Origin of the sequence: Paenarthrobacter aurescens (assembly GCF_041549525.1) — a bacterium.
Taxonomy (GTDB): Bacteria; Actinomycetota; Actinomycetes; order Actinomycetales; family Micrococcaceae; genus Arthrobacter; species Arthrobacter aurescens.
Genome location: NZ_CP157456.1, coordinates 1458523 through 1471021 on the forward strand (window position 1 = coordinate 1458523; position 12499 = coordinate 1471021).

The 12499-nt window shown below is 61.8% G+C and carries 10 protein-coding genes; 9 read left to right on the top strand and 1 reads right to left on the bottom strand.

Annotation, left to right across the window (positions count from 1 at the left end; translation table 11 throughout):
* The first annotated feature begins 123 nt into the window (after positions 1-123).
* The 5 genes from ABI796_RS06770 (at position 124) to ABI796_RS06790 (ending at position 6056) form a co-directional block, all read left to right on the top strand.
* A complete protein-coding gene (locus tag ABI796_RS06770; RefSeq protein ID WP_141283651.1) occupies positions 124-1632 on the top strand; it encodes a CitMHS family transporter in 1509 nt (502 codons plus the stop codon).
* A gap of 402 nt (positions 1633-2034) precedes the next feature.
* Positions 2035-2331: an Asp-tRNA(Asn)/Glu-tRNA(Gln) amidotransferase subunit GatC gene (gene gatC, locus ABI796_RS06775; RefSeq protein WP_062067300.1), complete on the top strand. Its 297-nt coding sequence runs from the start codon at positions 2035-2037 to the stop codon at positions 2329-2331.
* 5 nt (positions 2332-2336) lie between these two features.
* Complete coding sequence (gatA, locus tag ABI796_RS06780; RefSeq protein WP_141283650.1) at positions 2337-3914, top strand: Asp-tRNA(Asn)/Glu-tRNA(Gln) amidotransferase subunit GatA; 1578 nt, start codon at positions 2337-2339, stop codon at positions 3912-3914.
* Complete coding sequence (gatB, locus tag ABI796_RS06785) at positions 3914-5422, top strand: Asp-tRNA(Asn)/Glu-tRNA(Gln) amidotransferase subunit GatB (RefSeq protein ID WP_141283649.1); 1509 nt, start codon at positions 3914-3916, stop codon at positions 5420-5422. The genes gatA and gatB overlap by 1 nt, the downstream gene beginning before the upstream one ends.
* A gap of 76 nt (positions 5423-5498) precedes the next feature.
* Complete coding sequence (locus tag ABI796_RS06790) at positions 5499-6056, top strand: hypothetical protein (protein WP_141283648.1); 558 nt, start codon at positions 5499-5501, stop codon at positions 6054-6056.
* A gap of 39 nt (positions 6057-6095) precedes the next feature.
* Here ABI796_RS06790 and ABI796_RS06795 read toward each other — a convergent pair whose 3' ends face one another.
* Positions 6096-7127, bottom strand: a complete 1032-nt coding sequence (locus ABI796_RS06795; protein ID WP_141283647.1) for a formylglycine-generating enzyme family protein — start codon at positions 7125-7127, stop codon at positions 6096-6098.
* 554 nt (positions 7128-7681) lie between these two features.
* On the opposite strand from ABI796_RS06795, the gene ABI796_RS06800 reads away from it, so the two are divergent.
* Genes ABI796_RS06800 through ABI796_RS06815 form a run of 4 tightly spaced genes read left to right on the top strand, consistent with a single transcriptional unit; the run spans position 7682 to position 12498 of the window.
* Positions 7682-8716 (top strand): sugar ABC transporter permease, encoded by a 1035-nt coding sequence (locus ABI796_RS06800; RefSeq protein WP_141283646.1) that lies wholly within the window; start codon positions 7682-7684, stop codon positions 8714-8716.
* A 36-nt stretch (positions 8717-8752) separates the two neighbouring features.
* Positions 8753-9676 carry a carbohydrate ABC transporter permease gene (locus ABI796_RS06805; protein ID WP_141283645.1) on the top strand — a complete coding sequence of 308 codons (924 nt, stop codon included), beginning with the start codon at positions 8753-8755 and terminating at the stop codon, positions 9674-9676.
* Positions 9677-9733: 57 nt separating this feature from the next.
* Positions 9734-11392, top strand: coding sequence for a sugar ABC transporter substrate-binding protein (locus ABI796_RS06810; protein WP_141283644.1), 1659 nt, complete (start codon positions 9734-9736; stop codon positions 11390-11392).
* A 53-nt stretch (positions 11393-11445) separates the two neighbouring features.
* The gene (locus ABI796_RS06815; RefSeq protein WP_141283643.1) at positions 11446-12498 is read left to right on the top strand and encodes a LacI family DNA-binding transcriptional regulator; all 1053 of its coding nucleotides are present in this window, start codon (positions 11446-11448) and stop codon (positions 12496-12498) included.
* Position 12499 lies beyond the last annotated feature (1 nt).

A 12499-nucleotide genomic window follows, 5' to 3' on the forward strand; every position in this document is an offset into this window, starting at 1 on the left:
CGTTCGCAACGAGCAGTATTCCCAACAAATCCACGAAACCCCCGCCCGTGACGGGCGCCACCATATCGTCTGTAGTGCGCATCACACCGACGTGGCGCCATTCACAGTAGTAAGGAGCCGGCCGTGCTGGTTTTGCTTGGATTCGCAATGATTGCGGTATTCATGGTCCTGATCATGACCAAAAAATTGACGCCTGTCCTGGCGCTGATCATCGTTCCCACCGTCTTTGGCCTGTTTGCCGGGGCGGGCCTGGGCATTGGCGACATGGTGATGGACTCAATGAAGTTCATGACATCCACGGCCGCGCTCCTCATGTTCGCCATCATCTACTTCGGCCTGATGATCGACGTCGGACTCTTTGACCCCCTGGTGAAGTTCATCCTCCGCAAGCTCGGCAACGACCCCGCCAAGGTAGTCCTCGGCACGGCAATCCTTGCAGCGGCCGTTTCCCTGGATGGCGACGGCTCTACCACGTTCATCCTCACCACGGCCGCCATGCTCCCGGTCTACCTGCGCCTGAAAATGAGCCCCGTGGTCCTCACCTGCGTGGCAGGCCTGGCCAACGGCACCATGAACATCCTGCCGTGGGGCGGACCCACAGCCCGTGCAGCCACCGCGCTGAACCTCGATGTCAACGACGTCTTCGTGCCCATGGTTCCCTCGCTCATCGTCGGCCTGATCGTGGTCATGGTCTTCGCTTGGTTGCTCGGCCTGCAGGAACGCAACCGCCTCCGCACCACCGCACCGGAAATCTGGGGCGAGGTTGCGGACCCTTCAGAGGCGTTCGACGGCGGTACGGGCCGCGACGGTTCGGTTGCCGCCGGTTCGGATTCAGGTTCAGGCTTTGGCGCAGGCCGTTTCAGCTTCGGCCGCAACGGTTCAGGTTCAACTGCAGGCAAGCCGGTCACCGGGGGAGGATCCGGCGTCGCGGTTCTCGAAGACCCGGCCACGCTGGTTGACGATCATGACACCGCCATGGCGGACACCGCACTGGACCCCAACCGCTCCACACTGCGTCCCAAGCTGTTCTGGTTCAACCTCGGCCTGACAGTCGCTGTCATGGTTGTCCTGGTGGCCAACATCGTTCCGCTGCCGTTCGTCTTCATGGTGGGCTCCGCGATCGCCCTGCTGGTGAACTTCCCCAAGGTCAAGGACCAGGGCGCTCAGCTGATCGCCCACGCACCGTCCATCGTCGCCGTCGTCAGCATGGTCATGGCCGCCGCAGTCCTCACCGGCGTCCTCAACGGCACGGGCATGGTCAAAGCAATGTCAGAGTGGCTCGTCCAGATCATTCCGGCAGACATGGGCCCCTTCATGGCCATCATCACCGGTCTGCTGAGCATCCCCATGACCTTCTTCATGAGCAACGACGCCTTCTACTTCGGCGTGCTGCCGGTTCTCTCCGAAACCGCCGCGCACTATGGCGTGGATGCCGTGGATATGGCCCGCGCCTCCATCACCGGGCAGCCGTTCCACCTGCAAAGCCCCCTGGTCCCCGCCATCCTGCTGTTGGTCTCCCTGGCCAAGGTAGACCTGGGCGATCACCACAAGAAGGTCCTCTGGCGCACGGCAGTGATCTCGGTGGTCATGCTGGCAGTAGGTGTCCTGACCGGAGCCATCGGCATCGGCTAACCCGCGGGGCCGCGCCACAACCCGAGTGCCCGTGGGCGCGAATCGGGCCAGACATCCTCCGCTTGCTCGCTCGTTCCTCGCTTAGACGCAAGCTTCCGGATGCCTGGCCCGATTCGCGTCGAGGGCCCACCGGCCGCTTCGGGTCGGCACCCAGATAGACGCCGCAAGTCCTCCCAGCCCCTAACCCAACAAAACAAACGAGACAGCAAAGTGCGAATGGTCCGCTTTGCTGTCTCGCTGTTGTTAAGGGCCCGAAGTGGGGTGGGAGGCGACCAAAAGGATCGTCTGCGGGCAGCCGCCGAAGGCGAGCACTTTCCACATAGCTCACCCCGGCCGTCCGTGGGCACACCCAACCCAAGTAGACTGGTTCGGAAAACCATTTGAACTTTGCAGGGGAGATCCATGGCTGCGATCAACCGTGACGACGTCGCGCATCTTGCGCGTCTGGCTCACATTGAAATGAGTGCCGAAGAACTGGACAGGATGGCTGTTGAGCTTGCTGTCATTGTGGATTCGGTGAAGAGCGTGAGTGAAGCTGCGGGGGAGGACGTCCCGGCGACGTCACACCCGATTCCGTTGACCAACGTGTTCCGTGAGGACGTTGTGGGCCACACGTTCACAGCCGAGCAGGCGCTGTCCGGCGCCCCGGATGCTTTCGAGAACCGTTTCAAGGTCCCGGCAATTTTGGATGAGGACTAATTACTATGACTGAGCTGAAAAACGAACTCATCCGCCACTCCGCTGCCGATCTCGCTGCGAAGCTGGCTGCCCGCGAGGTGACCGCCGTCGAGGTGACGCAGGCGCACCTTGACCGGATCGCCCTTGTTGATGGCGGAGCCGATGGTATCCACGCATTTTTGCACGTCAACAGCGAAGAAGCCTTGGCTGTTGCAGCCGAGGTTGACGCTGCACGCGCCGCCGGCGGTTCCGCTGCTGAGGAACTGCATGCCCTCGCCGGTGTGCCCATCGCCGTCAAGGACCTTATTGTCACCATCGGCCAGCCCACCACCGCTGGTTCGAAGATCCTTGAGGGCTGGCACAGCCCGTACGACGCCACCGTGGTGAAGAAGCTGCGTGCGGCGAAGATGCCCATCCTGGGTAAGACCAACCTGGACGAATTCGCCATGGGTTCCTCCACCGAGCACTCGGCCTACGGACCTACCCGCAACCCGTGGGACCTGGACCGTATTCCCGGCGGTTCGGGCGGTGGCTCCGCTGCCGCCGTCGCCGCTTTCGAAGCACCGCTGGCACTGGGCACGGACACCGGTGGTTCCATCCGCCAGCCGGGTGCCGTCACCGGAACCGTTGGCGTGAAACCGACCTATGGTGCTGTTTCGCGCTACGGCGCCATTGCCATGGCGTCCTCGCTGGATCAGATCGGGCCGGTTTCCCGTACCGTGCTGGACTCGGCGCTGCTGCAGGAAGTCATCGGCGGGCACGATCCCTTTGACTCCACGTCACTGACGGATCCCTTCAATGATCTTGTTGCCGCCGCCCGCGTGGGCAATGTGGCCGGCATGAAGATCGGCATCGTGAAGGAACTTCACGGCGAGGGCTACCAGGCCGGCGTCGAGAACCGTTTCAACGAGTCATTGCAGCTGCTCAAGGATGCCGGCGCTGAAATCGTTGAGGTTTCCTGCCCCAACCTGAAGTACGCCCTGGGCGCCTACTACCTGATCATGCCGTCTGAGGTCTCCAGCAATTTGGCAAAGTTCGACGGCGTCCGCTTCGGTATGCGCGTGCTGCCCAAGGATGGCCCCATGACCATTGAGCGTGTCATGGGTGCTACCCGTGCCGCCGGGTTCGGCGACGAAGTGAAGCGACGCATCATCCTGGGCACGTACGCCTTGAGCGCTGGCTACTATGACGCCTACTACGGCTCGGCGCAGAAGGTCCGTACGCTGATCCAGCGTGACTTTGACGCCGCATTTGCCAAGGCTGACGTCCTTATTTCGCCCACCGCTCCCACCACGGCGTTCAAGCTGGGGGAGAAGCTGGACGATCCCCTGGCGATGTACCTGAACGACGTCGCCACCATCCCCGCCAACCTTGCCGGCATCCCGGGCCTGTCCCTGCCCGGCGGGCTGGCTGACGAGGACGGTCTGCCTGTTGGCATCCAGCTGCTGGCTCCGGCCCGCCAGGATGCCCGCCTCTACCGCGTTGGCGCAGTCCTCGAATCCATGCTTGAAGAGAAATGGGGCGGCCCGATTCTTGCGCAGGCGCCTGATCTGAAAAATGCTGTCCTTGGTGCAGTATCCAACACCGCCGGAGGTTCCAACTAATGTCCGTCGATGCAACCCTGAGCTTCGAAGAAGCCATGGAGAAGTACGATCCTGTTCTGGGTTTCGAGGTCCACGTGGAGCTCAATACCAAGACCAAGATGTTCTCCTCCGCGCCGAACGTTTTCGGCGACGAGCCCAACACCAACGTCAACGAGGTTGACCTTGGCATGCCCGGCGTCCTGCCCGTGGTGAACAAGACTGCGGTGGAGTCTTCCATCAAGATCGGCCTTGCCCTGAACTGCAAGATTGCCGAGTCCTGCCGGTTCGCCCGGAAGAACTACTTCTACCCGGATACCCCCAAGAACTTCCAGACCTCCCAGTACGACGAGCCGATCGCCTACGACGGTTACCTCGACATTGAATTGGAGGACGGCACGGTGTTCCGCGTGGAGATTGAGCGCGCCCACATGGAAGAGGACGCCGGCAAACTGACCCACATGGGTGGCGCCGCGGGCCGCATCCAGGGTGCCGACTACTCGTTGGTGGACTACAACCGTTCCGGCGTTCCGCTGGTGGAAATTGTCACCAAGCCCATTGAGGGTGCCGGTAGCCGCGCACCGGAACTGGCCAAGGCCTACGTTGCTGCAGTGCGCGAAATCGTGAAAAACCTTGGTGTTTCGGATGCCAAGATGGAGCGCGGTAACGTCCGGTGCGACGCCAACGTTTCCTTGCGCCCGCACGGCCGGGAAAGGTTCGGAATCCGTTCGGAGACCAAGAATGTGAACTCGCTTCGGGCAGTAGAGCACGCCGTCCGTTACGAAATCCAGCGCCATGCTGCTGTCCTTGAGTCCGGCGAGCCGGTCATCCAGGAGACGCGTCACTGGCATGAGGACACACGCTCGACGACGTCGGGCCGGCCCAAGTCCGACGCCGACGATTACCGCTACTTCCCGGAGCCGGACTTGGTTCCCGTCGTCGCCTCCCGTGAGTGGGTGGAGGAACTCCGCGCCACCCTTCCCGAACCGCCGGCCGAACGCCGCAAGCGCCTCAAGGAAGCTTGGGGATACTCGGATCTGGAATTCCGCGATGTAGTGAACGCTGGCGTCATGGACTCCATCGAGGAAACCATCGCAGCTGGTGCATCTGCAGATGTTGCCCGCAAGTGGTGGATGGGCGAGATCGTGGGCCGTGCCAAGGTTGCCGACGTCGATCCTTCCGAACTCGGCGTTACACCGCAGGTCATCGTCGAGCTGAACAAGCTGGTTGAAGACGGCAAGATCAACAACAAGATGGCAACCCAGGTCCTGGACGGCGTGCTCGCCGGCGAAGGTACTCCGGCTGAAATCGTTGAGAAGCGCGGCCTCGCGGTTGTTTCCGACGACGGTCCGCTCCTCGAAGCGATCGACGCCGCACTGGCAGCACAGCCGGATGTCGCGGAGAAGATCCGTGGCGGCAAGGTTCAGGCTATTGGCGCGATTGTTGGCGGCGTCATGAAGGCCACCCGTGGCCAGGCAGACGCAGGACGTGTCCGCGAGCTCATTCTGGAGAAGCTCGGAGTCCAGGGCTAAACGCCAATTTCTTTCCCCTCAAAGTAGGTCGCAGTTATTACTGCGGCCTACTTTGCTTTGGGCGCACAATGGATGCATGGCCACTCTCAAACCAAGCCTTCGCCAGGGCCTTCTGGCCGCTGCGATCGCCGTCGCACTGACCGGTGGCGGTGCCGCCGCTGTATGGGCGGGCACCCAACCCAGCCCTTCGCCGTCGAGCGCTTCCGCATCGCCCAGCCCGTCGGCGTCCGCCAAAGCAAAGTCCGCCGATGGCCGCGGGCAGGCGATTCACGGTGAGCACGTCGTGAAGCAGCAAGACGGGAGCTACCGGACTGTCCTTACGCAAACCGGAACCCTTGAGGCCGTCAGCGAAACCGAGATAACCGTGAAGAGCGAAGACGGCTTTACCCAGGGCTATGCGATCAATGCAGAGACCAGCATCGCGAAAGTCCCTGCCAACCTCTCGGAGCTCCGGAACGGCAAAGGCAAGCCGTCATTGCCGTCGGCCACGGCTGATGATCTCAAGGCGGGCGACACAGTGCGGGTCAGTGGCACCAAGAACGGCGACACCGTGACGGCCACGAAGGTTGTGTCCGGGGAACTGCCCGCCGGGGTCAAAGGGCATGGGCATAAGCGTGGGCCCGGCCCTCAGTAATACACCGGCCCTCAGTAATACACCGGCCCTCAGTAATACCTAGAGCGCCACTGTCCGGAAGCCCAGGTTGCCGCTGGCAGATTCGGGCGAGTTCGAGCTCCGTGCTGCCAGGCGGTAGCGGTTGCAGTAGGTATCGTGGCAAAGATATGAGCCGCCACGCATCACCCTGCCGCGTCCGATGGTGGGGCCTTGTGGGTCTTCCACGGTGCCTTGGGTCAGACATGTCTTGTAGTACTTGGGCAGGAACCAGTCGCTGCACCACTCCCAGACGTTCCCGCTGGTCTGATAAAGCCCGTAGCCGTTGGGGCGAAAGGACATGGCCGGTGCTGTGGTGAGGTAGCCGTCGTCCACCGTGTTGCGGGAAGGGAATTCGCCTTGCCAAATGTTGCAGTTGTGGGCGGCTGCGCCTGGCTGGTCGTTGTGCAGGTGGTTGCCCCAGGGGTAGCGCTGCCCGGACAACCCGCCGCGGGCGGCGTATTCCCATTCGGCTTCCGTGGGCAAACGGCGGCCAGCCCAAGCGCAGTATGCCAAAGCGTCGTTGTACGACACGTGGGTGACCGGGTGATCCGGTATGTCCGTCCAGTGGGAGAGGGGCCCGGCCGGGTGCGCCCAATCCGCTCCACGGACGTTTAGCCACCACGGGACGTTGTTGACCCGGTTGAGGATCTGGTTCTTTTCGGCCTTGACCGCCAAGTGGAACACCGCTGATGTTCCGTAAATTTCCGACTCGGTGCGGTGCCCGGTGGCATCAACGAACTCCGCAAACTGCTGATTCGTCACGGTGGTGGCGCTGATCCTGAAGCCGCTGACCCGCACCTCGTGCACTGGTGACTCGCCGTCGCCCTCGTAGCCCTCGTCGAAGGGATCACCCATGCCGAACGTTCCGGCGGGAATCGAGACGTCGCCGCGTTCGATGCCTGCTTCCTGCGTCGTCCCGGAAGACCCGGCCCTCGCGGACAAGTCGACGACGGTACTCGCCTGACTCTTTCCGCCCACCCCGCGTAAAGGGAGCGTCAGCCGCGGCTCCTCGTGCGCCCTGGCGTCGGCGCCCGGGCTACAGCAATCTGCCATGTCAACCTTCTGTCAAAGTTCCAACCGCTTGTACTTTATCGGCGGACCGTTGCCCGTCAAAGGCACCACTGTGCTTGCCCGGCGCATCACTTTCCGCCGTGCGCACCATTCGTACACCGGGGGCGCACCTCTTTCCGCGGTGCGCACCCGCTGTTACGGGTGCGAAGGGCGGCAACGGGTGCGGGGGCCTCGTAGCGAATCCCGCGACATCGGGCGCACCTCTTTCCGCCGTGCGCACCATTCGTACCCTGGCGGCGCACCTCTTTCCGCCGCACGCACCGCTCGTACCCCGGGGGCGCACCTCTTTCCGCCGTGCGCACCCGCTGTTACGGGTGCGAGGGGCGGCAACGGGTGCGGGCAGCAAGCAGGAAGCACCCAACGGACCTCAGCTATTCATGGTCAAGGACCGCAAGAGTGACGAAAAGTGATTTCTCAGATCAGTTTCGATCATCTTCTTGCAAAGTGAGACCCCGGTCACTTATGGTTTGTTAAACGGTTAATCATCGTGGCGTGAATCACATGGGTGACTCAGGCTCAGCACTTGAGGAGACAGCATGAACTCGACGACGGAACAGGCTCCGGCGTTGCCCGAAGCTCGCCGAGTCCCGGGCCCACCAGGAGGAAAGGTGCCCGGAGGCGGTCAAAAGAAGCGGAAGAGAAGCAAAGCACCTCAGCAGAGTTTCCGGTCCCGTTTGCGGCGTGACAAGCAGATGCTGCTCATGATGGTGCCGGGCGTGGCCTTCCTGCTGCTCTTCTTTTACATCCCCATTCTTGGCAACGTCATCGCATTCCAGGACTACCAGCCGTATCTGGGCATCGGCGACAGTCTCTGGGTGGGCTGGCAGAACTTCGTGGACCTGTTCGGCAACCCGGACTTTGTGCACGCTTTCTGGAACACGCTCTACCTGGCGGCGTGGCAACTGGTCTTCCTCTTCCCAGTGCCTCTGGTGCTGGCGCTGATCGTGGACTCACTGATCAGCACGCGGGTCCGCCGGATCTTTCAAAGCATTGCCTACCTGCCGCACTTCCTGTCCTGGGTGTTGGTGATCGCGTTCTTCCAGCAAATGTTGGGCGGCGCGGGCTTCGTCAACAACCTTCTGAGGGACTGGGGCATGGAGCCCATTCCCTTCATGACCAACCCGGAAACATTTCCGGTGATGGTAGTGGTGCAGATGATTTGGAAGGACGCCGGCTGGGCCATGATCATCTTCCTGGCCGCCCTTGCAAGCATTGACAACTCGCTCTACGAAGCCGCAGCGGCTGACGGCGCCGGACGCTGGCGCCGGATGTGGCACATTACGCTTCCCGGGCTGCGGCCCGTCATTGTCCTTCTCCTGATCCTACGTATCGGAGACATCCTCTCGGTGGGCTTTGAGCAGTTCATCCTTCAACGGGATGCAGTGGGAGCGGGTGCGGCCGAAGTGCTCGATACCTTCACCTACTACACCGGTGTAGTAGGAGGCGGGTGGAGCTCCGGCGCAGCAGCAGGCCTTGCCAAAGGCGTGGTCAGCGCCTTGCTGATCTACGGCGCCAACAAACTTGCCCACCGCTTCGGCGAAGACGGAATCTTCGCAAAACAAGTGCGCTGAAAGCCAAACCCGCGCCTGCCGCGCAAGGAGAACCTCATGGCAACAACTTTTTTCACCAGGAAACCCCGGGAGCTTAGCTACAACCCCAAGCGCCCGGTATGGAAGGAAAAGCCTTCCGCGCTGTATCAAACGGTCAAGGCAGTGGTCCTGATCGTGTTCAGCCTGTCCATCCTGACTCCTATCCTGTTGGTGGTTTCCACCTCCCTTGCTGATACGGAACAACTCGTGAAAGCCGGCGGTTTTGTGCTCTGGCCGGAACGCCCCACCCTGGAGGCCTACGCCACGATTTTCAAAGGCCCCATGGTGTTGCAATCGTTGGGGGTCAGCGTGCTTGTCACCGCAGTGGGAACCATCCTGGCGCTGTTCGTCACCATCACCATGGCCTATGCCACCAGCCGCACGGTGCTCTTTGGGCGGCCTGTGATCCTCGCGGTACTGTTCACGCTCCTGTTTGCGCCGGGCCTCATCCCGTCCTTCCTCATGATCCGCCAACTGGGTCTGCTGGACTCATTGTGGTCGCTGATCCTGCCGGGAATCTTCGGAGCCTTCAATTTTGTGGTCATGAGGTCCTTCTTCATGAATATCCCCGGCGAACTGATTGAGAGTGCCAGGATCGACGGCGCCAACGACTGGCAAATCCTGTGGCGCATTGTGATGCCGCTGTCCAAAGCCGTGATCGCCGTCGTCGGGCTGTTCTACGCGGTGGGTTTCTGGAACTCCTTCTTCAACGCCTTGCTTTACATCAACGATCACAGCAAATGGCCCATTCAGTTATTACTCCGGAACTTCGTTGTTCAGGGCAGCGGCGCAGCGGACCAGTTGGGAATCACCACCACCCCGCCGCCGCAGTCCATACAGATGGCAGTTGTTGTGGTGGCCCTCGTTCCCATCCTCATGGTCTACCCGTTCCTCCAAAAGCACTTTGCCAAGGGCGTCATCACCGGCGCCGTCAAGGGCTAGTCCCGCACAGAACACCCAAGAACTCACAAAAAGCAAGTAACCAGAAAGGGTTATGCCATGACGAGCACTACCTCTCAGGCTGCATTCAGCCGCCGCGGTTTCCTTGGACTCGCCGGCCTGGCAGTGACCGCTGCAGGTCTGTCCGCCTGCGGTGGCGGCGGATCCGCGAACAATGGTGGCGCCGCTGCCTCCGCTTCGGTCAAACTGCCCACGTACAAGGAATTCACCGGCGTCACCCCGGACATCGCGGTCAACGCCAAGGGCCTCCAGGCCGGCTACTTCAAACTGCCCGCCGCTGTGCAGTCCGTGAAGACGCCGCCGCTCAAGGGCAAAGTGACCGGCCTGACCGAAACCTTCGAAACCATGAGCCCGGGCATGAAGGACAACCCGTTCTGGCAGCGCCTCAACGCGAAACTCGGCGGAGACCTGGAACTGCAGATCGCCGAAGACATCGGAGACGGGTACCCGGCCAAGTTCGCAACTGTGCTGGCCAGTAACGACCTTCCGGACATGATGTGGGTTCCGCCCAACCAGGGCATTCCCAACGTCGGTCCCATGCTCGAAGCCAAGTTCCAGGACCTGACGCCGTACCTCTCCGGCGACGCCGTCCTTGAGTACCCCAACTTGGCTGCACTGAAGCCCGATTCCTGGAAGACCGCCGTCGTGAACGGCAAGATTTGGGGAGCCCCTATCCCCAGTACCCCGTTCGGGCAGGTATATCTTGGCAACCACGATATGTGGGCCAAGGTGGGCGGCTTCGAAGCAGCCAATGCCGAGGAATTTTTGGAGAAGGCAAAGGAACTGACCCGGCCCGGTGACCAGCAGTACGCGCTGGAACCTGCCTATATCAATGCCCTGCACATGGTCACGGAATGGTTCGGCGCCCCCAACAGCTGGGCCGTCAACAAGGACCGCAGCCTCACCCACCTCTACGAAACCGATGAGTACATGGCCGGTGTGGAGTTCACGGCCAAAATGTTCGCAGCAGGGGTCTTCTACCCGGATTCGAAGGCCACTGACATCCGTTCCCGCGTAGCCAACGGCAGTGTGGCAGCCCAGGTTGTCTCCGGGCCCCATGACATCCGGAGTTACCGCAGCCTCAATAAGGACGTCCAGTTCGACATCCTCATTCCGTTCAGCGCAGACGGCAAGGTCAAGCCCGTCTACGACATGGGCTACGGAACCGTGGGCTTCACGCCGTTCAAGAAGGCTGAAGAGGGCAAGATCCGCGAACTGCTCTCTCTCATCAATTACTTGTCGGCTCCGTTCGGCACGGTGGAGTACATGCAGAAGAACTTCGGCGAGCTCGGCCAGGACTACACCGTTGACGGCTCAGGCAATCCCGCACGCACCGAGACCGGCACAGTCAACGCCCCGGGCTTGGTCTCGGCGTTGAACATCATGTCCAGCCCGGAAAACGTGATCTTCAACCCCGGATTCGATGACGACACCCGTTATGTCAGCCAGCAGGAAGAGAAGCTCCTGGAGTTCGCGTGGCGCAACCCCACCAATGGTTCCTACTCGGACACCAACGCAAAGGTGGGCGCCAAGATCACCAAGCAACTGCGGGACAAAGTGGTGGACATCATTACCGGGCGCGCCAAGATCGACGAACTCAAGGACGCCGTCAAACGCTGGAAGAGCGAAGGCGGGGACAAGATGCGTGACGAATACCAGGCCGCGTTGGACCCCAACGTGCCAGTCTTCAGGAGCTAGCCTCAAACCAACAACGAACCACGCGAATACACGAAAACACAGCAGGGGGAACCATGGCCAAAACGAGCAGCACCGGAGTCAGACCAACCATCCGCATGGTGGCCGAACTGGCCGGCGTCTCCACTGCCACGGTTTCCTACGTCCTCTCAGGTCGCCGCGGCGATGGCGGACCTGGGGTGTCGGATCCGACGGCGGAGAAGGTCAAGGCCGCTGCGGAGCGGCTCGGCTACCGCCCCAACCAGGCGGCCCGGGCCATCCGGACAGGCCGGACCAACACCGTGATCCTGTCCTTGACCATGCTCTCCGATCCCTGGTCCTTGTCCGTCATTGAGGCGGTGCAAAAGGCGGCAGTTCCGCTGGGCATCACCCCCATGATTCTTGGTGACGCGGACTGGGTCAAAGTACTCGGCACGCACAATGCCGATGCTGTGTTTGTGGACGCCGTCCGCCCTGACCAGAGGGATGCCCTGCGCAAGCTCGCCGAGCACGGAACCACGCTGGTGGTTTTTGACGAAGAGGTACAGGCCGAGGGCTTTGACGTGATTCGTTCCATCGCCGGACCGGGTTGCCGCATGGCCGTGGAGCACCTGCTCCACGGCCACCGCCGGATTGCGTGCTTGACCCCGGCCACGGCGTCCGGCACGTCCGGCGGAACCAGGTACCGGGCCTATGCCGAGGCTTTGGAGCATGCCGGCATTGAAGAACGAGAGGATTTTGTGGGCTTGTTCGATGGCACCAGCGCGGGTGCGTACGCCGCGGCAACCCGGCTTCTCAGCATGCCGGACCGTCCAACAGCCATTTACGCCACCACGGATTACGCAGCAGTCAGTGCCGTCAACGCAGCCCAGCGCCTGGGCCTGGCTGTGGGTACGGATGTGGACGTCATCGGTGTGGGCAACACGGTGGAAGGCGAACGGATGTCCCCTTCTTTGAGCACCGTGGGTCCCGTTGACTTCTTCGACAAACTCGCCCAGTTGCTGCTGCGGAGGGCAACCGCACCGGCCGGGCCAAGCGCGGTTGAGGACCCTGGCGTCCTTGACTTCCCCTGGCATTTGTTCGTGCGCGAATCGGCACCGCACCGCAGCGCCGCAACCAGACTCTACTAAG

What these genes read in the sequence shown, in the direction of transcription:
- gatC (WP_062067300.1), top strand. Translation starts at nt 2,035, where the DNA reads ATGGCTGCGATCAACCGTGACGACGTCGCGCATCTTGCGCGTCTGGCT.
- gatA (WP_141283650.1), top strand. Translation starts at nt 2,337, where the DNA reads ATGACTGAGCTGAAAAACGAACTCATCCGCCACTCCGCTGCCGATCTC.
- gatB (WP_141283649.1), top strand. Translation starts at nt 3,914, where the DNA reads ATGTCCGTCGATGCAACCCTGAGCTTCGAAGAAGCCATGGAGAAGTAC.
- ABI796_RS06790 (WP_141283648.1), top strand. Translation starts at nt 5,499, where the DNA reads ATGGCCACTCTCAAACCAAGCCTTCGCCAGGGCCTTCTGGCCGCTGCG.
- ABI796_RS06795 (WP_141283647.1), bottom strand. Translation starts at nt 7,127, where the DNA reads ATGGCAGATTGCTGTAGCCCGGGCGCCGACGCCAGGGCGCACGAGGAG.
- ABI796_RS06800 (WP_141283646.1), top strand. Translation starts at nt 7,682, where the DNA reads ATGAACTCGACGACGGAACAGGCTCCGGCGTTGCCCGAAGCTCGCCGA.
- ABI796_RS06805 (WP_141283645.1), top strand. Translation starts at nt 8,753, where the DNA reads ATGGCAACAACTTTTTTCACCAGGAAACCCCGGGAGCTTAGCTACAAC.
- ABI796_RS06810 (WP_141283644.1), top strand. Translation starts at nt 9,734, where the DNA reads ATGACGAGCACTACCTCTCAGGCTGCATTCAGCCGCCGCGGTTTCCTT.
- ABI796_RS06815 (WP_141283643.1), top strand. Translation starts at nt 11,446, where the DNA reads ATGGCCAAAACGAGCAGCACCGGAGTCAGACCAACCATCCGCATGGTG.